The organism is Propioniciclava soli (assembly GCF_014858005.1).
Classification (GTDB): domain Bacteria; phylum Actinomycetota; class Actinomycetes; order Propionibacteriales; family Propionibacteriaceae; genus Propioniciclava; species Propioniciclava soli.
The window spans coordinates 342,419-361,322 of sequence record NZ_JACYOT010000005.1 but is presented as its reverse complement, the minus strand read 5'-3'; the positions used below and the strand labels follow the sequence as shown (position 1 = coordinate 361,322).

General features: G+C 70.5%; 15 protein-coding genes. 10 read left to right on the top strand and 5 right to left on the bottom strand.

Annotated elements, in window-relative coordinates; translation table 11 throughout:
• Window positions 1-4 precede the first annotated feature (4 nt).
• Window positions 5-1,084: a catalase family protein gene (locus IFY26_RS06770; protein ID WP_232548234.1), complete on the bottom strand. Its 1,080-nt coding sequence runs from the start codon at window positions 1,082-1,084 to the stop codon at window positions 5-7.
• A 115-nt stretch (window positions 1,085-1,199) separates the two neighbouring features.
• On the opposite strand from IFY26_RS06770, the gene IFY26_RS06765 reads away from it, so the two are divergent.
• The 4 genes from IFY26_RS06765 to IFY26_RS06750 are packed head-to-tail and all read left to right on the top strand — an operon-like array spanning window position 1,200 to window position 4,980.
• The gene (locus tag IFY26_RS06765) at window positions 1,200-1,808 is read left to right on the top strand and encodes a TetR/AcrR family transcriptional regulator (protein WP_232548233.1); all 609 of its coding nucleotides are present in this window, start codon (window positions 1,200-1,202) and stop codon (window positions 1,806-1,808) included.
• Window positions 1,809-1,844: 36 nt separating this feature from the next.
• Window positions 1,845-2,543, top strand: a complete 699-nt coding sequence (locus IFY26_RS06760; RefSeq protein WP_232548232.1) for a DUF1707 SHOCT-like domain-containing protein — start codon at window positions 1,845-1,847, stop codon at window positions 2,541-2,543.
• Entirely contained in the window at window positions 2,540-3,925 is a 1,386-nt protein-coding gene (locus IFY26_RS06755; RefSeq protein WP_232548231.1) for a hemolysin family protein, read from the top strand. The genes IFY26_RS06760 and IFY26_RS06755 overlap by 4 nt, the downstream gene beginning before the upstream one ends.
• The gene (locus tag IFY26_RS06750; RefSeq protein ID WP_232548230.1) at window positions 3,925-4,980 is read left to right on the top strand and encodes a CNNM domain-containing protein; all 1,056 of its coding nucleotides are present in this window, start codon (window positions 3,925-3,927) and stop codon (window positions 4,978-4,980) included. The genes IFY26_RS06755 and IFY26_RS06750 overlap by 1 nt, the downstream gene beginning before the upstream one ends.
• Window positions 4,981-5,027: 47 nt before the next feature.
• Here the strand turns inward: IFY26_RS06750 and IFY26_RS06745 are convergent, their stop codons facing one another.
• Entirely contained in the window at window positions 5,028-5,330 is a 303-nt protein-coding gene (locus IFY26_RS06745; RefSeq protein ID WP_232548229.1) for a hypothetical protein, read from the bottom strand.
• Between the two features lie 242 nt (window positions 5,331-5,572).
• Here IFY26_RS06745 and leuA point away from each other — a divergent pair, with 242 nt between their 5' ends.
• A complete protein-coding gene (gene leuA, locus IFY26_RS06740; protein WP_232548228.1) occupies window positions 5,573-7,324 on the top strand; it encodes a 2-isopropylmalate synthase in 1,752 nt (583 codons plus the stop codon).
• A gap of 139 nt (window positions 7,325-7,463) precedes the next feature.
• Window positions 7,464-8,801, top strand: coding sequence for an NADP-specific glutamate dehydrogenase (gene gdhA / locus IFY26_RS06735; protein WP_269779225.1), 1,338 nt, complete (start codon window positions 7,464-7,466; stop codon window positions 8,799-8,801).
• 4 nt (window positions 8,802-8,805) lie between these two features.
• Here gdhA and IFY26_RS06730 read toward each other — a convergent pair whose 3' ends face one another.
• Window positions 8,806-11,409 carry a PEP/pyruvate-binding domain-containing protein gene (locus IFY26_RS06730; protein WP_232548226.1) on the bottom strand — a complete coding sequence of 868 codons (2,604 nt, stop codon included), beginning with the start codon at window positions 11,407-11,409 and terminating at the stop codon, window positions 8,806-8,808.
• 411 nt (window positions 11,410-11,820) lie between these two features.
• Between IFY26_RS06730 and argG the strand changes: the two genes are divergently transcribed.
• The gene (gene argG, locus IFY26_RS06725; protein WP_232548225.1) at window positions 11,821-13,242 is read left to right on the top strand and encodes an argininosuccinate synthase; all 1,422 of its coding nucleotides are present in this window, start codon (window positions 11,821-11,823) and stop codon (window positions 13,240-13,242) included.
• A 35-nt stretch (window positions 13,243-13,277) separates the two neighbouring features.
• Here argG and IFY26_RS06720 read toward each other — a convergent pair whose 3' ends face one another.
• Window positions 13,278-14,045 (bottom strand): SDR family NAD(P)-dependent oxidoreductase, encoded by a 768-nt coding sequence (locus tag IFY26_RS06720; RefSeq protein ID WP_269779167.1) that lies wholly within the window; start codon window positions 14,043-14,045, stop codon window positions 13,278-13,280.
• Between the two features lie 189 nt (window positions 14,046-14,234).
• Between IFY26_RS06720 and IFY26_RS06715 the strand changes: the two genes are divergently transcribed.
• Window positions 14,235-15,155: a universal stress protein gene (locus tag IFY26_RS06715; protein WP_232548223.1), complete on the top strand. Its 921-nt coding sequence runs from the start codon at window positions 14,235-14,237 to the stop codon at window positions 15,153-15,155.
• Between the two features lie 10 nt (window positions 15,156-15,165).
• Here IFY26_RS06715 and IFY26_RS06710 read toward each other — a convergent pair whose 3' ends face one another.
• Entirely contained in the window at window positions 15,166-15,948 is a 783-nt protein-coding gene (locus tag IFY26_RS06710; RefSeq protein ID WP_232548222.1) for an isoprenyl transferase, read from the bottom strand.
• 184 nt (window positions 15,949-16,132) lie between these two features.
• Between IFY26_RS06710 and IFY26_RS06705 the strand changes: the two genes are divergently transcribed.
• On the top strand, window positions 16,133-17,260 hold the full coding sequence (locus IFY26_RS06705) for a substrate-binding domain-containing protein (RefSeq protein ID WP_232548221.1): 1,128 nt from the start codon (window positions 16,133-16,135) through the stop codon (window positions 17,258-17,260).
• A gap of 105 nt (window positions 17,261-17,365) precedes the next feature.
• The gene (gene mmsA / locus IFY26_RS06700; protein ID WP_332836156.1) at window positions 17,366-18,904 is read left to right on the top strand and encodes a multiple monosaccharide ABC transporter ATP-binding protein; all 1,539 of its coding nucleotides are present in this window, start codon (window positions 17,366-17,368) and stop codon (window positions 18,902-18,904) included.

The window sequence follows — 18,904 nt, the reverse complement described above, 5'->3', positions numbered from 1 at the left end:
GTGCTCAGGCGGGGATGTCGGAGGCCGACATCGGTTCGGCGGGGGCGACCGCGTTGAGGCGGTGCCGCAGGTCGGAGGACTGGGCGTAGGCGAGCCGACGCACGCGCATGATCGAGCCCAGCGGGCGGTGGGCCGCCAGCCCGTTGAAGGGGCTGAACGACAGGTGGTCGTCACCGTGGACCCGCCGCGCGGGCGAGCTGAGGTCCTGCGGGGGCAGGTGCAGGGTCGCGACGGTGCGGTGGGGCGACAGGGCCGGATCCCACAGCACTGCGGCGTCCTCGATCGGCATGCGCTCCAGGTCGGTGCAGAGCTGGACGCGGAGCTCGTAGTCGGCGCCGGCGTCGCGGAAGTGGCGCGCGATGGCGTCCGCGTTGCTGTCGAAGTCGGGCTCGATCGGCCGGCCGGTGAGCTCGGCGACGGCCCCGACCGGCGCGAGGGAGAGCTTGGCGACGGCGTCGCCGTACCGGAGCGCACCTTGGGTGTGGTAGGTCTCACCGAGCGGGTGGGCGTAGTCGCGGGCCAGGCCCTGGAGGGTGGCGCTCGGGGTGCGGCCGAGGCGCTCCACCCCCTTCTCGACGGCGCGGGCGGTGGCGGCGACGCCCCGCTGCACGGCCGCTGGCCGCTCGGCCTGCGACTCGAGCAGCCCCAGCATCTCCTGGTAGCGCGCGACGGTGCCGAAGGCCAGCACGGGGAAGTTGACCATCAGCAGGTCCTGGTTCGTGGAGTCGGGGTGGTCGGGCATCCGCTCGCCCTCGACGCCGAGGATCTTCAGCGCGAACCCGCGCGGCGCCGGCACCTCGTCGCTGCGGATGTCGCCGGGCGCGGACGACAGCCGCGCGACGACCTCGTGCTCGCCAGCATTGGCGAAGGCGCCCTGGGCGAGCTCGTCGGGAAGGTTGTCGAGGACGCGCAGGGTGCCGGTGAGCAGTGCGTGGCTCTTGGCGTGGGCATCCCGGTGGGCGTGACGGTGGCGGCCGGCGGCCGCCAACTGCGTGTGCCCCATGTGCTCCACGATCTCGTGGGCGATGCGCTCCTCGTTGGGCTGAATGGTCTCGAGGTCATCTCGGTAGCGCAGGTGGTTCACGGTTCCTCCATGGTTTCGTTGGGTACACATCTGAGGCTACTCAAAAATGAGCGGATGTCAAAGATGAGGAAGATCAACATTGAGCGAGTGTCGCCACGGCGTAGGATGCGGAGGTATGACACCAACCACGATCGCAGGAGGGCGGCGCGAGCGCAGCAAGGCCGACAAGCGGGCACGGATCCTGGCCGCGGCGTCCGCCGGGCTGGAGCGCGACGGCTACGACAAGATGACGATGGCGTCGGTGGCCCACGCGGCCGACGTGGCGGCGGGCACGGTCTTCCAGTACGCGGCCAGCAAGCCGGAGCTGTTGATGATGGTGGTCGCGGACCGGTGGCGTCGGGACTTCCCGCACGTGCTGGAGCAGGCGGACGGCCACGATGACCCGGTCGAGGCCATCCTCGCCCTGCTCGAGCCATTCGTGACCGCGTCGGCGCACGACCCCGCCAACACGATGGCGGTGGCCCGGGAATTGCTGTTCGGCCAAGACGGGGTGCACCGGGACGCCGTCCTCGCCGAGGTCGACCAGCTCGAACGCCGCATCACCGACATCATCGGCGCCGACGCCCCGCCTGAGGCCGCTCGGGCCGCCGCGCGCATGGTGATCTCCGCCGGTCTGGTTGAACTCAACCGCGCCCGGCAGGGCATGGACTCCTGGCGTCCCCTCCCCGAACGCTTGGCCACCCTCGTGAGTCTCGCACTGAACGGAGCCCGAGCCTCACGGTGAGGGCATCAACGTCCGGGTCGGACTAGGGTCGTCGTCATGACAGTTGGGAGCCCCGGGCCGGAGGCGACACTCCGTGTCGGCACCGTCCATCGCGAACACGCGCTGGAGACGCTGCGCAACGCGGCCGCCGACGCCCGGATCACCTTCGACGAACTCGAGGATCGCGTCCCGCGGGCCGTGAACGCCCGCACCCGGGGGGACCTGGCCGCCGTGTTGGACGACCTCCTGCCCGCGGCCGAGCTGGCGGCGCTGTTGGGGGAGCAGTCCACTCCCGGGACGGGGCCGGGATGGCGCTTCGAGGAGCCGCTGTTGCTGCGATCCAGCGGCTGGCGCATGTTGCGCGTGCTGGGGGAGTGGGACGTGCCGCCCTTCCTCGAGGCGCAGTACGGCATCGGCAGCCTGACACTGGACTTCACTCGTGCCCAGGCGCTCGCGCCCATCATCGATCTCGTGCTGGTGGGGAGTGGGTGGGGTGCGGCGACCCTCGTCGTCCCTGCCAGTTGGGGCGTCGACACCCAGGGTCTGCAGATCGACTCCAGCTCCAGCGTGACGAGCACCGTGCCCACCCGCCCCAGCGCTGAGGGCGCTCGCCTCGTCGTCCGCGGCCGGGTGAGCGGCACGGTGACCGTCCGGACGCCCACGCGGGGGGACGAGCGCCGGGCGGAGCGGCTGCTCACGCGCGATCGCGACGCCGGCAGTGCTGCCGTTCGGGCCGCACTGGAGGCCGGCCGATGACCCCGATCGTCTCCCTCCTGGTCGGCGTGGTGGTGGTGTTCGCCATCACGGCCGCGACGGCCTACTTCGTGGCCCAGGAGTTCGCCTACGTCGCCGTGGACCGCTCGCGGCTCGCCAGCCGCGCGTCGGCCGGCGACCAGCGCGCCGAGGCGACGCTCACCATCACCCGACGCACCTCGTTCATGCTGTCGGGGGCCCAGCTGGGCATCACGGTCACCGGCCTGCTGGTCGGTTACGTTGCCGAGCCCCTCATCGGTCAGGCGTTTGCCAGCCTGGTCACCGGCGGCACGAGCACCGCCATCAGCGTCACGATCGGCGGCATCGTGGCCCTGGCGTTCTCCACGCTGGTGCAGATGCTGTTCGGCGAATTGTTCCCCAAGAACTACGCGATCGCGCGGTCGGCGCAGACGGCGGACGCGCTGACGCCCTCGACCCGGATCTACCTGACCGTGCTGGGCCCCGTGATCTGGGTGTTCGACAAGGCGGCCGAGCTGCTGTTGCGTGCGCTCCGCATCGAGCCCGTGCACGACGTCGAGGCCACCGCGTCCGCCACGGACCTCGAGCGCGTCGTCGCCCTCTCCCGCGACGCCGGCACCCTTGCGCCGACCCTCGCGGTGGTCATTGATCGCATCCTCGACTTCCCCCGCCGCGACGTCCAGCACGCCATGGTGCCGCGGGTCGGCGTCGACACGGTGCGTGACACCGTCACCGTCGCCGAGGTGCGCGCGCTCATGGCGACCGGTCACACCCGCTACCCGGTCCTCGATGCCGGCGAGCGGGTCGTCGGCGTCGTCGACCTGGTCGACGTGCTCGGGGTGCCCGCCGACGCGGATCTCTCGGTGACCCGCATCACCCGCGAGGCGCTGGTGGTGCCCGTCTTCATGCCGTTGCCGGATGCGCAGGCAGCACTGGCGGACGCCCACGCCGAGATCGCGTGCGTGGTGGACGAGTTCGGTGCCTTCGTCGGCATCGTCACGGTGGAGGACCTCGTGGAGGAGATCATCGGCGACATCGCCGACGAGCACGACCCGGTCGAGGCCGACGCGTCCCCGGGGGCGCCGGAGGGGCCGTGGGAGGTGGCGGGTGACGTCCACGTGGACGAGGTGGAGCGCAGCACCGGCCTGACCCTGCCCGAGGGGGACTTCCAGACCATCGCCGGCCTCGTCATCCGCGAGTTCGGTGACCTTCCCGAGGTGGGGCAGAGCGTCACGCTGCGGCTCGAACCCACCCCCGCCCAGCTCGCCCTGCACCCTGACACGCCGCCGCGGCATGTCACCCTCGAAGTGCTCGAGGTGGCGCGCCACGTGCCCGGCCGGGTGCTCATCTCCCTGGCCGAGGACGGCGCCGCCACCGAAGGCCCGGCCGCGGACGGGGGTGCGTGATGACCCCGCTCGAGACGTCGTTGAGCACCGGCGCGGTGATCGCCTTGACCGTCGTCATCATCGTTGCCTCCGCCTTCTTCGTGGCCACCGAGTTCGCGCTCATGGCATCCAAGCAGCACCGGCTCGAGGAGCGTGCCGACTCCGCCGCCGGCCGCGCCGCGCTCAAGAACTCCTCCGAGATCACCCTTCTCCTGGCCGGATCCCAGCTCGGCATCACCGTCTGCACCCTGGCGCTGGGCGCCATCACCAAGCCGGCGGTGCACCACTGGTTGATGGCGCCGCTGGAGGCGGTCGGACTCCCGCTGGTGGTGGCCGACGTGGTCGCCTTCGTGCTGGCTCTGGTGGTCGTCACGTTCCTGCACCTGGTGGTGGGGGAGATGGCCCCGAAGTCGTGGGCGATCGCCCACCCGGAGGACTCCTCGGTGCTGTTGGCGCTGCCGATGCGGGCATTCATGGCCGTCGTCCGGCCGCTGCTGGTCGGCATGAACGCCGCAGCCAACTGGTTGGTGCGCAAGGCGGGTGCCGAGCCCGTGGATGAACTCTCTGCGGGCCAGGACGTCGCGGGCCTGCGCGAGCTCGTCGAGCACTCCGCGAACGTCGGCGCGCTCGACGTCCGCTACCGCGGCTCGCTCACCTCGGTGCTGCGGCTGCGCGACCAGACCGTGCGGGAGATGCTGGCCGAGCAGCAGCACTTCACCGCGGTGTCGGCGGACGCCACGGCCGCGGACGTCCAGGCCGCCACCCGCGCGAGTGGGCACCTGCGCATCCTCGTGCGGGACGGCGACCGCACCGTGGGTGTCGCGCACGTCCGCGACACCCTGGCCGTGGCGTCGGACGCCCCGGTGCGCAGCCTCGCACGCACCCCGGTGGTCGTGGACGCGGGCGCGGGGCTGACCGCGGTGCTCGCCGAGCTGCGGCGCCATCGGACGCAGCTCGCCGTCGTCACCGAGTCGGGAGCCGAGGTCGGCGTCCTGAGCCTGTCCGACATCCTGCCGGGGCTCATGCCCTCGGCCATGGTCGAGTCCGGGGTGCCCGAGGAGGGCGACCAGCACTGAACCCGATCAGACCGAACCGCCAGCATGGGCCGGTCAGAGTGAGCCCGTCAGGGCAGTGAGCCGGGAATGTCGTGCTTGTCCGTCACGGCCTGGAGGTCGTGGATCGCGGTCTGGATCGACTCATCCGGCTCGGGCGCCTCCTGGGCGGCGAGTTCTTCCAGATCGGTGTCCAGGAGCGTCATCTTGGAGAGGTCGTTGCCCAGGTGGCCGGGCTCCGGGGCGTCCGCACCCGACGGGTCGGCGTCTGCCGCGTCGTGGTTGCGCTCTTCGGTGGCCTGCTCCCCACGCTGGGCGTGGGCGTGGCCCGCGCCGGCGGCGAACGGATCGAAGTTCTGCTGGTCCTCGCTCATGGATCGACCCTACGCACCGTGGGTGACACCCAGATGACCAACGGGTGGACGCCCGGGAAGCCGGCGCACCGGGGCCGGCAGGGATGTGTAGCATGACGCCATGGCATGGGCGTACCTGCTTCTTGGTCGCCGCAGCGAGGCCTAGACCTCCGCCCCACCGTGGGCGTGCGAGGCGTCAGGCTTCCTCGTTGCGGAGTTTCTCCACGCGCCTGGCAGCCCCCATCCACCGACAGGAAAGAGCCATGAGCACCACCACCTTCGGTACGGCCGCCCAGCAGGGTGCGCCCGTGCAACAGCCCAGCCCCATGCCGTTCCACCGCTACGCCGCGTTCGAGCCCGTCGACGTGCCCGACCGCACGTGGCCCAGCCGCAAGATCACCCACGCCCCGCGCTGGCTGTCCACCGATCTGCGTGACGGCAACCAGGCCCTCATCGATCCGATGACGACCGCCCGCAAGATGAAGATGTTCGACCTGCTCGTCAAGCTGGGCTACAAGGAGATCGAGGTCGGCTTCCCGTCGGCGTCCCAGACCGACTTCGACTTCGTGCGCAAGCTCATCGAGGCCGACCACATCCCCGACGACGTGCAGATCTCCGTGCTGACCCAGGCGCGGGAGGACCTGATCGCCCGCACCGCGGAGTCGCTCGCCGGCGCCCGCCGCGCCAACATCCACCTGTACAACGCGACGGCCGAGCTCTTCCGCCGCGTCGTGTTCGGCATCGACGAGGCGCAGTGCATCGCGATGGCCACCCGGGGCACCGAGCTCGTCATGAAATACGCCGAACAGCACCTCGGTGACGTGGAGTTCGGCTACCAGTACAGCCCCGAGATCTTCACCCAGACGCCGACGGACTTCGCCGTCGAGATCTGCAACCGGGTGGCCGACGTCTGGCAGCCGGAGGCCGGCCGCGAGATCATCTTCAACCTGCCGGCCACGGTGGAGATGAGCACCCCCAACACGTACGCCGACCAGATCGAGTACTTCGGACGCCACATCCGCAACCGCGAGAACGTCTGCGTCAGCCTGCACCCGCACAACGATCGTGGCACCGCCGTGGCGGCGACCGAGCTGGCCCTGATGGCCGGTGCCGACCGCGTCGAGGGCTGCCTGTTCGGCCACGGCGAGCGGACCGGCAACGTCGACCTGGTCACCCTGGCCATGAACCTGTTCACCCAGGGCATCGACCCGCAGGTGGACTTCTCCGACATCGACGAGGTGCGCCGCACGGTCGAGTACTGCACCGGCATCAGCGTCCACCCGCGTCACCCCTACGCCGGCGATCTGGTCTACACGGCGTTCTCCGGGTCGCACCAGGACGCCATCAAGAAGGGTCTCGAGGCCCTGGAGAAGAAGGCGTCCGACGCCGGCCAGACGATCCACGAGGTGCCGTGGGAGGCGCCCTACCTGCCGGTCGACCCGCACGACGTGGGCCGGACGTACGAGGCGGTCATCCGGGTCAACAGCCAGTCCGGCAAGGGCGGCATGGCCTACATCATGAAGAACGACCACTCGATGGATCTGCCGCGTCGCCTCCAGATCGAGTTCAGCCGGGTGGTGCAGCAGCAGGCCGACTCCCTCGGCGGCGAGGTCAACGCGGCGCAGATGTGGCGGATCTTTGAGTCCGAGTACCTGACGCGGCACACCCCGCTCGACCTGCTGCAGTACCGCTCGCAGTCGGAGGAGGGCGTCTACACCGTGGACGCCACGCTGCGCGTCCACGGCCGCGAGAAGCAGGTCGGTGGCGAGGGCAACGGGCCGCTCTCGGCGTTCGTGGACGCCCTCGGCATGGCGGGCCACCCGGTGCGCGTGCTCGACTACACCGAGCACGCCCTGTCCGCCGGCGGGGACGCCCTCGCCGCGGCCTACGTCGAGTGCGAGGTCGGCGAGGGCGACGACGCGCGCGTCCTGTGGGGCGTCGGGCGGCACAGTTCGATCGTCACGGCGTCCATGAAGGCGGTGCTCAGCGCCGTCAACCGCCGCGCCGCGCTGTGAGCCCGGTCGGCCCGCCCGGTGGCCGGGCGGGCCGTCCGTTCCGTGACTGACGTCCCCATCGGGCGGGATGCCCTCCCTAGGATGGGAAGGACCCCCGACGCGGGGGCACCCACACCGAGGAGGCTGTACCCCCATGGAACTGACCCCGACCCTGCAGGAGGAGTTCGAGACCGTCGTTCGCCGCAACCCGGGCGAGGTGGAGTTCCACCAGGCGGTCCGCGAGGTGCTCGAGTCGCTCGGGCCGGTGATGGAGCGGCGTCCGGAGTTCGTCGAGATGGGCATCATCCCGCGCATCTGCGAGCCGAACCGGCAGATCATCTTCAAGGTCAACTGGCAGGACGACGCCGGCCGCGTCCACACCAACCGCGGCTTCCGCGTCCAGTTCAACTCCGTGCTGGGGCCCTACAAGGGTGGCCTGCGTTTCCACCCCAGCGTCTACCTCGGCATCATCAAGTTCCTGGGCTTCGAGCAGATCTTCAAGAACGCCCTGACCGGCATGCCCATCGGCGGCGGCAAGGGCGGCTCGGACTTCGACCCCAAGGGCAAGTCCGACAACGAGATCATGCGCTTCTGCCAGTCGTTCATGACCGAGCTGAGCGGCCACATCGGCCACGACATCGACGTGCCCGCCGGTGACATCGGCGTGGGCGGCCGCGAGATCGGTTACCTGTTCGGGCAGTACAAGAAGATGACCGGCCGCTACGAGTCGGGCGTCATCACCGGCAAGGGCCTCACTTGGGGCGGTTCGCGCGCGCGGACCGAGGCCACCGGGTACGGCACGGTCTTCTTCGCCGACGAGATGCTCAAGCTGTCGGGGGAGAGCTTCGACGGCAAGAAGGTGGTGGTGTCGGGCTCGGGCAACGTCGCGATCTACGCCCTGGAGAAGGTCAACCAGCTCGGTGGCACCGTGGTCGCGATGTCGGACTCCGGCGGCTACATCGTGGACGAGTCCGGCATCGATCTGGAGCAGATCCAGGATCTCAAGGAGATCCGGCGCGGTCGGATCAGCGAGTACGCGGACGCCAACGGCTCGGCCCGGTTCGTCGCCGATGGCTCCATCTGGGACGTGCCGTGCGACATCGCCCTGCCGTGCGCGACCCAGAACGAGCTCGATGAGACCGGCGCCGGCAGCCTGATCAAGAACGGGTGCACCCTCGTAGCCGAGGGGGCCAACATGCCCTCGACCCCGGAGGCGACCCGCGCGCTGCGCGCGGCCGGCGTCCGCTTCGCTCCGGGCAAGGCGGCCAATGCCGGTGGCGTGGCCACGTCCGCGCTGGAGATGCAGCAGAACGCATCGCGGGACTCGTGGAGCTTCGAGCACACCGAGGAGCGGCTCAAGGAGATCATGGTCGGCATCCACAGCCGCTGCTCCGAGACCGCCGAGGAGTACGGGGCGCCGGGGGACTACGTGCTGGGCGCGAACGTCGCCGGCTTCCTGCGCGTGGCCGACGCCATGATGGCCTTCGGCGTCATCTGAGGCCTCACCGGGCGCAGGGGGCGCCGTCCAGCGCCCCCGCGGTCGCGCAGAGCACGCGTTGGCTGACGACGTCGCTGGCGAGCTCGAGGTCGTCGAACGCGGCGACGTGCACCACCGATGCCAGGTGCGGCGCGGCGTCCGTCACGAGGTCGGAGACGAGGTTGGGCCGCTCGACGGCGAGGCCGGGGTGGAACGTCACGTCGGGCCGGGTGTCGAACACCGCGGCGTAGAAGATGCCGGTCTCGACGAGATCCTGGAAGAAGTGGCTGCCGTAGCTCAGTTCGGGCCGGAAGCCGCCCTCGGCGTAGGTCGTCTCGACGAGGGCGGTGGCGTGGTTGATCTCGGCGAAGCGGACCGGAACGCCGAGGGCCTCGGTCGAGGTGCCCCACCGGCCCGGGCCGAGCAGCAGGAACGGCTCGGACGCCAGCGCCCGGTTCACCTGCCCGACGAGCCGGGCCACGCCGTGGCGGGCGGGGGTGCCGAGCTGGAGGTAGCGCTCGGGACGGACGGCCACCACGTAACGAATCGGCGTGCGGACGTTGCCGCCCATGAATTCCCCGTGCGCGGCGAACAGGACGCCCGCCTCGTCGCGCACCGTCGGCATGGCCACTGCGGCGCCCGGGCCGCGCGTCTGCAGCGGCCGACACTGGACGACCCCCACCCGCACCGCACCCTCGGCGGTGATGTTGACGGTGAACTCGACGTCGACGGGGTAGTCGTAGGCGGACGCCAGGGCCGCGAGCATCCCGCGCATGAGCGGGGGGAAGGGCGTGCCCGCGAGCAGACCGCGGAAGTCGGCCACGACGAGGGGCTTGGACGTGCCGCGGGGGCGTCCGGTGCGGCGCTCGAGGTCGGCGCGGCGGCGCAGGGCCGCGGTGTCGGGGCTGGTGAACAGCGACCAGTCGGCGCGGACGTCGGTGCCCACCAGGGAGTCCAGCGGCACCGTGGCGAGGCCGGACGCGAGGTCGATCACGTCCACGCGGCGCTGGCTGAACTCCGACAGGTCGTCGGGATCGGAGAGGCGGCCGCGCAGCGGGTCGTCGAGCGCAACGATGCGGGCGTGGTCGAGGTTCGTCCGGTCGACGGCGCGCGTGCCGAGGCCCACCACCAGGCGCAGCATGCCGGCGTCGGCGTCCACGCTGGCGTCCCACGTGTAGAGGTTGGAGGAATTGGCGACGCCGGCGGCGTGCGGGAAGAAGCGGCCGTCGTGGTGGTCGCCCGAGACGCGCTGTACGAGGATCGCCATCTGCTCGTCGGCCTCGGCCAACCCGCGCACCTGCCGGTAGCGCAGCGCGTCCTCGCTCATGGCGGACGCGTACACCGCCCGCACGGCGCCCTCCAGGGCGGCGAGGCGTTCCTCGGGGGAGCCCTGGTTGGCCAGGAAGAAGCTGTCGTACTTGCCGGCGAAGGCATTGCCGAAGTTGTCCTCCAGCAGCGAGGACGAGCGCACGATGATCGGGGCCTGTCCGAAGTGCTCCAGCAGGGCGGTGAATTCCTCACGGATGGCGGTGGGAAAGTTGCCGTGGCGCAGGAGCTCGTGGAGCGTGGCCCCCGCGGTGAGAAAGCCCGCGTCGGAGCGCTGGGCGAGGCGGTGCTCCCACCAGCCATTGGTGACGAGGTAGGTGTAGAAGACGTCGGCGCCGATGTGGAAGGAGTCGTGGGGTTCGAGGTGCTCCGCGAAGCGCCGCTGCGGGTCGTGCTGCAGGATGGCGCGCGAGGTCAGCATGCCCACGGCCTTGCCGCCAACCTGGCCGGTGCCGATCACCCGGGACGCGACGACGAGCAGGTCGGCGAGCGTGAGGTGCCGGCGGGCCAGCTCACCCATGCGCTGCCCACGGTGGCCGAGCAGGGCGTCGGCGAGCACCGCATGGGCGCGGGCCTGGGCGTCGGCGTCCGCATCGAGGGCATCGAAGCAATCGTCGAGCAACTGCGTCCAGTGGTCCGGACGCCGCCGCGCCCGCCCCTTGGCGGCGGTGAGGCGGGCGGACGCCTCGGAGCTGGTGACCGGGGTGGCGGTGCCGTCGGCCACGAGGTGCGGGAAGAACATGGTGGCCGAGCTGCGCTGGTCGACCTTGAGGGGGTGGACGTACGTGGCGCCGTCCACGACGTGGAGGTCGAACAGCACCTGCGTGGTCTCCCGGATGCCGGCGAGCGTGGCCGGGGTGGTCGCGTCGCGCAGCAGCGGGAAGTAGGCGAGGGTGTCCAGCTCGTAGAGGAAGGGGCACGTGACCTTGAAGAAATTCATCACCATCAAGTCGGAGTGCCAGGCCTCGCGCAACTCGGCCAGCGAGTCGAACACGTAGAAGGCCTCGCGGCCGGTCGCCGCGATGAGGTCGTGGACGGCAACGGCGAACGGCTCGAAGCCCGCGGTGGGGTCGAGGTGGTGGGTCTCGACGTCGTCGCCCTCGACGAGCGGCGGGTGGGCGGCGAAACGCACGTACACCAGGCGACGGCCGTCGGCGCGGGCGGCCGTCCAGAAGGGGGCCAGCACCCGGGCGAAGTCGTCCAGCGACGCGCAGTGCCACACCACGTTGTCGCCGATGCGCAGGCCGTCGATCGCGGCGTCCAACCCCGGCACCCCGGTGCTGATGCGCGCGCTGTTGGTCATGGTCCCGATCGTAGGGCGTGGCGTCCGGGCTGGCGGGGTGGCGGACGTCGACGACGCGGGCTTGTGCATGGGTTGTCGACGTCTTGAAGCCCGCGGGCGTCGACAAGGCGGGCTTGTGCATGGGTTGTCGACGTCTTGAAGCCCGCGGGCGTCGACAAGGCGGGCTTGTGCATGGGTTGTCGACGTCTTGAAGCCCGCGGGCGTCGACAAGGCGGGCTTGTGCATGGGTTGTCGACGTCTTGAAGCCCGCGGGCGTCGACAAGGCGGGCTTGTGCATGGGTTGTCGACGTCTTGAAGCCCGCGGGCGTCGACAAGGCGGGCTTGTGCATGGGTTGTCGAGGCCGGGCACCGGTGAGCGCGGTGGCCGAGATGTTCAAGGTGCCCGCCCGGAGGGCCGATAGGATCGCGCCCATGTCCAAGGTGCTCATGAAGCTTCCCGTGGGGGAGAAGGTCGGTCTCGCATTCTCCGGGGGGCTCGACACGTCGGTGGCCGTCGCGTGGATGCGGGAGAAGGGGGCGATCCCGTACACCTACACCGCAGACATCGGCCAGTACGACGAGCCCGACATCGACTCGGTGCCGAGCCGCGCCGCCCAGTACGGCGCCGAGGGCTACCGGCTCGTCGACTGCACCACGGAGCTGGTGAACGAGGGCCTGGTCGCGCTGCAGTGCGGGGCGTTCCACATCCGCAGCGCCGGCGTCCCGTACTTCAACACCACCCCCCTCGGCCGCGCGGTGACGGGCACGATGCTGGTGCGCGCGATGCGTGAGGACGACGTCCACGTCTGGGGCGACGGGTCGACCTACAAGGGCAACGACATCGAGCGCTTCTACCGCTACGGGTTGCTCGCCAACCCGCAGCTGCGCATCTACAAGCCGTGGCTCGACTCCGACTTCGTCACCGAGTTGGGTGGCCGCGACGAGATGAGCGCCTGGCTCAGCGCGCGCGACCTGCCCTACCGCGACTCGAAGGAGAAGGCGTACTCCACCGACGCCAACATCTGGGGTGCGACGCACGAGGCCAAGAAGCTCGAGTACCTCGACACGGGCATGGAGATCGTCGACCCCATCATGGGCGTCGCCCACTACCGCGACGACGTCGAGATCGCCGCCGAGGTCGTCTCGATCGCGTTCGAGCAGGGCCTGCCGGTGCGCATCAACGGCCGCACGTTCCCCGACGCGGTCGCCCTCGTCCGCGAGGCCAACGACATCGGCGGACGCCATGGGCTCGGCATGAGCGACCAGATCGAGAACCGCATCATCGAGGCCAAGAGCCGCGGCATCTACGAGGCGCCCGGTATGGCCCTGCTGCACCTGGCCTACGAGCGGCTCGTCAACGCCATCCACAACGAGGACACGGTCGCCAGCTACCACAACGAGGGCCGCAAGCTGGGCCGGCTCCTCTACGAGGGCCGCTGGCTCGACCCGCAGTCCCTCATGATTCGCACGTCGCTGCAGCAGTGGGTGGCGTCCGCCGTCACCGGCGAGGTGACGCTGAAGCTGCGCCGCGGCTGGGACCACTCGATCCTCGACACCGCGGGCCCGGCGCTCAGCTACCACCCCGAGAAGCTCTCGATGGAGCGGGTCGAGGACGCCGCGTTCGGCCCGGTCGACCGCATCGGTCAGCTCACCATGCGCAACCTCGACATCGCCGACACGCGCACCCGGCTCGAGCAGTACTCCGCGCTCGGCCTGGTCGGCGGCGCGGTGAGCGAGCTGGTGGGCGAGCTGGACGGCGGTGAGGCCCGGGCGATCACCGAGGGTGTCGCCGGCGCGCCGGCCCACATCGAGGAGGCCCAGGTCATCTCGAGCATGGAGTCGGGGGCCGACTAGGCGCGGCCGAGCCGGCCCCCGGGCACGAGCGGCCGTCAGCGGGCGGCGTACCCGCCGTCGACGCTGAGCGTGGTGGCCGTGATGCCGCTCGCCAGATCGGAGAACAGGAACGCCGCCGCCTGCCCGATCTCCTCGGGTTGAATGAGCCGGCCGAGCGGGGTGCGGTGCTTCCACTCCTCGATGGTCTCCGGCGACTCCTCGCGGATCGCGTCGAGAATCGAGGTGTCGGTGTAGCCCGGCGCGAGTGCGTTCACCCTGACGCCCTCCTTCGCCCACTCGACGCCCAACAGCGACGCCATGTGCGCCACGGCCGCCTTCGTCGCGCCGTAGGCGACGTGCGTCTCGGGGGAAACGACGCGCAGCCCGGCAATCGAGGAGGTGAGGATGATCGCCCCCTCGCCGCGTTCCACCATGCGCCGCCCGAAGCTGCGGACCGTCCAGAAGACGCCATTGAGGTTGATGTCCACCGTCGTGCGCCACGTGTCGTCCGGGTAGTCGACGGTGGGCGACGTCGGCGCCACCCCCGCGTTGGCCATCAGCCCGAACACTGGCCAGCCGTCGGCCTCCAGCTGATCCGCCACGGACTCGGCCGCCTCCGGATCGGTGACATCCAGGTCGACGTACCGCACGCGATCCCCAGCGCCGAGCCGGGCCACCTCGTCTGCGCCCTCCTCGCCCACCACGTCGGTCACCACGACGCGGGAGCCGTACTCCAGCAGCGTTTGAGCCACGCCAAGCCCGATCCCTCCGATCCCCCCGGTGATCAAAAACACGCGGTCCTGGTCCAATCCCTTCACAGCCATCTCCTTCGTTGTGCAGTGTCGGCGGATGCCCGCCCGTCCCTCTACACCACCCCATGACCCGCCCGGAAGCAACCTCTCCGGGCGTTCTCCGGTGGGCGAGCCGGGTCGGGCGTAGGCTGGAGGCACACCTTGGGCCACGCCTGAGCGGTCCACCCGGTGAGGCGGGGCCCACTCAGTGAGGAGGAGGCCATGTCCATTTCGTTCGATGCCACCGATGCGTTGGTCGTCGGGACCGATCTCTCGCGCAGGGCCGAGCAGGCCGTCGACTGGGCCGCAGAGCGGGCCGCGGAGCGCGGCTCACGCCTGCTGATCGTGCTCGCGCTGCCCGAGGTGCCGATACCGCCGCGCTCTCGCCTGTTCGACGCGATGGCGACGCCGGACTGGCCCGAGCATCTCCACCGGGCCGCCGCGGAACGCCTGGACGCGCTGCGCGAACGGGTCAGCGGCCATCACCCTGAGGTGTCGCTGGAGACGCACCTCCACGAAGGGCTGGCGTCCTACGCGCTCGCCCAGGCGTCGAAGACCGCCGAGCTCGTGGTCGTGGGGGCCCGCGGTGAGCACGCCCCGGCCACGGTGCGCGTGCTGGGCGGCACGGCGGACGCGGTGGTCGCCCACGCGCGCGGACCGGTCGCGGTCATCACCGACCTCGCGGACGACACCCCGGACGGACCCGTCGTGGTCGGTCTCGACGACTCCGCCGAAGCGGAGGCCGCGCTGCGGCTGGCGGTGGCCGAAGCGCTGCAGCGCCGCGTGGAGCTCGTGGCCGTGCACGCCTTCGACCTGACGCCCTGGCTGCCGGGTCCGCTCGGTGCCGGTGCCTTCGACCCAGTCCCCCTCGAGTCCGCGCTGCGTGACGCCATGGAGGCGAAGCTGGCCCCCCACCGGACGGCGCAGCCGGGCCTCGTGGCCCGCGTCGAGGTGGAGGCCGGGCAGCCCGCTCACCTGTTGGCCGAGGCGTCCAAGCAGGCCAGCCTCCTGGTCGTGGGCTCGCGCGGGCGCGGCGGGTTCGCCGGCCTCTTGCTCGGCTCCACGAGCAAGGCGGTGTTGCGCGCAGCCCGGTGCCCGGTCATCGTCACCCGTGCCGACGACCGCCGGGTGGCGGCCGCGTGACGGGGCGGCGTCAGGAGCTCTCGTTGGGCAGCGCCCCGCCGTAGCGGCGGTCGCGGCGGGCGTACTGTTCGACGGCGGCCCACAGGTCGCGCCGGTCGAAGTCGGGCCACAGCCGGTCGAGGAACACCATCTCGGCGTAGGCGGACTGCCACAGCATGAAGTTGGACGTGCGCTGCTCACCGGAGCTGCGGATGAACAGGTCCACGTCGGGCACATCGGGCCAGTAGAGCTGGGAGCGCAGCGTCTTCTCGGTGATCTTCTCCGGGTCGAGCCGACCGGCCCGCGCCTCCGCCGCGAGGCGGCGGGCGGCGTCCACGATCTCGGCGCGTCCGCCGTAGTTGACGCAGAACTGGAGCGTGAGCGTGGTGTTCGCCGCGCTCATCTGCTCCGCGACCTTCAGCTCGTTGATGACGCTGCGCCACAGCCGCGGTGCGCGTCCGGCCCACACGATGCGGACGCCGATGGCGCTCAGCTCCTCGCGGCGCCGGTGGATCACGTCGCGGTTGAACCCCATGAGCCACCGCACCTCGTCGGGCGACCGCTTCCAGTTCTCGGTGGAGAAGGCGTACGCCGAGAGGTAGGGCACCCCGATCTCGATGGCGCCGTGGATGACGTCGAGCAGGGACGCCTCGCCGCGGGCGTGGCCGTCGGTGCGGGGGAGACCGCGCTCCTTGGCCCACCGGCCGTTGCCGTCCATGACGACGGCCACGTGCTGGGGGACGACCGCGCGGGGCAGGCGCGGCGGACGGGCTCCGGAGGGGTGCGGGGTCGGCGGTCGGGGCGTCGCGGGCATGGGCGAAGGCTACCCCCCGGGGGCGGCGTCCGGCCGTGTCCAAACTGTGATGTCCAGCCACGCCCCGTGGTGATTGCGGTGGCCCGTGCGCCAGCCCGATGTTGCGGGAAACAACAACACCGGGTGGCGCGTGGTGGCGGCGCCCGGCGACGCGGCGCAGTGGCCGCGGAGAGAAAGGAACGCGATGCGACGCATCTCAGCGGCGATCGGGGCCAGTGCCCTGGCCCTCGCCCTCGCGCTCGGCGGGTGCTCCTCGGAGCGTGCCGGAACCACGACCACGGGCGAGACCACCGCGGGTGGTACCACGGCCGCCGCCGAGGGTGGCCTCATCGGGATCGCGATGCCGACCCGCAGCCTCGAGCGCTGGAACAAGGACGGCGCCCACCTGGAATCCCTGTTGCAGGGGATGGGGTACGAGACCACCCTGCAGTACGCCGACAACAAGGTCGACCAGCAGATCACCCAGATCCAGAACATGATCAACCAGGATCCGGAGGTGCTGGTCATCGCCTCGATCGACGGCACCGCGCTGGCGCCCGTGCTGGCCACCGCGAAGAGCCGCGACATCACGGTGATCGCCTACGACCGGCTCATCAACGAGACGCCCGACGTCGACTACTACGCGACGTTCGACAACTACCTCGTCGGCAAGCTGCAGGGGGAGTACATCACCGAGCAGATCGGCAGCGACCAGGTCACGCTCGAACCGTTCGCCGGCTCACCCGACGACAACAACGCCAAGTTCTTCTTCTCCGGGGCGTGGGACGTGCTCAACCCGCTGATCCAGTCGGGCCAGATCACCGTCCCCTCCGGCAAGGCGCCGGCGACCGATGAGGAGTGGCAGAGCATCGGCATCCTCGGCTGGGGCAGCAAGGACGCCCAGGACGAGATGCAGAACCGCCTCAACACCTTCTACGCCGGCGGCGAGAAGGTCGATGTCGTGCTGAGCCCCAACGACTCGTTGGCCCTCGGCATCGCCCAGGCGCTCGAGGGAGCCGGCTACACCCCGGGTGAGGGCTACCCGATCCTCACCGGCCAGGACGCCGACAAGGCGAACGTGCAGAACATCATCGCCGGCAAGCAGTCGATGACGGTGTGGAAAGACACCCGCGAGCTGGGTGACCAGGTGGCCACCATGGTCGACCAGGTCGTCAAGGGCGAGGAGGTCGACGTGAACGACACCGAGACCTACGACAACGGCGAGAAGGTGGTCCCCACCTACCTGCTGGAGCCCGTCGTGGTGACGCAGGACAACATCGAGGACACCCTCGTGGAGTCCGGGTTCTACACCAAGGCCGACCTCGGGATCTGACCCGTGGGGTGGGGGACGCCGACGCGGGCGTCCCCCACCGCCCGGCCCCGACCACAACCAGCTCGTGCGGACGAGATCTCGTCGCGCGGAGCAGGAAGGCGCGCTGTGAGCGACGACACCATTCTCGAGATGCGGAACATCACGAAGACGTTCCCCGGCGTCAAGGCGCTGTCCAACGTGAATCTGCGGGTGCGCCGGGGCGAGGTGCACGCCATCTGTGGTGAGAACGGCGCCGGCAAGTCGACGCTGATGAAAGTGCTGTCCGGGGTGTACCCCCACGGCAGCTACGACGGTCAGATCCTCATCGACGGCGCGGAGGTGCGCTACCGCGGCATCCGCGACTCCGAACGGGACGGGGTCGTCATCATCCACCAGGAGCTGGCGCTGAGCCCGTTCCTCTCGATCGCGGAGAACATCTTCCTCGGCAACGAACGTGCCCGGGGCGGCGTCATCGACTGGAACGCCACCAACGCGCAGGCCTCGGCCCTCCTCACCCGCGTCGGCCTCGCCGAGGCGCCCGAGACGGTCGTGATGCACCTCGGCGTCGGCAAGCAGCAGCTCGTCGAGATCGCCAAGGCGCTCAGCAAGGACGTCCGGTTGTTGATCCTGGACGAGCCGACCGCCGCGCTCAACGACGACGACTCCGCGCATCTGCTCGACCTCATCCGGGGGCTGCGCACCGAGGGCATCACCTGCATCATCATCAGTCACAAGCTGAACGAGATCGAGGCCATCGCGGACACGACGACGGTGATCCGTGACGGCCAGACCATCGAGACGATGGACATGCACGGCGCCGAGCCGGTCACCGAGGCCCGCATCATCCGCGCGATGGTGGGCCGCAGCCTCGACCACCGGTTCCCCGAGCGGACGCCCCGCCTCGGCGCCGAGGTGCTGCGCGTCGAGGACTGGACGGTGCACCACCCGCTCGACCCCGAGCGGGCCGTCGTCCGCGGGGCGAACCTGGACGTGCGGGCCGGCGAGATCGTCGGCATCGCGGGGCTCATGGGCGCTGGCCGGACGGAGCTCGCCATGAGCCTGTTCGGACGCTCGTGGGGCACGCGCATCAGCGGGCGGGTGTTCCTCCACGGCGAGGAGGTGCAGCCCGCCACGGTGGACCGCGCGATCCAGCTCGGGTTCGCCTACGCGTCGGAGGACCGCAAGCGCTACGGGCTGAACCTCATCGACGACATCAAGCACAACACGACCTCCGCCGCGCTGGACAAGGTGTCCACGGCAGGCGTCGTCGACAACCCCAAGGAGTATGTCGTCGCCGACGGCTACCGCACCAAGCTGAACACGCGCGCCCCGTCGGTGGACACCGTCGTCGGGCAGCTCTCGGGCGGCAACCAGCAAAAGGTCGTGCTGGCGAAGTGGATGTTCAGCGAGCCGGAGGTCCTCATCCTCGACGAACCCACGCGCGGCATCGACGTGGGGGCCAAGTACGAGATCTACACCCACATCAACGCGTTGGCGGACGCCGGCAAGGCCGTGGTCGTCATCTCGTCGGAGCTGCCCGAGCTCCTCGGCATCTGCGACCGCATCTTCACCCTGTCGGCGGGCCGCATCACCGGCCAACTCGACCGCGCCGACGCCGACCAGGAGAGCCTCATGGCCCTCATGACCCAGCACAAGGAAAGGTGA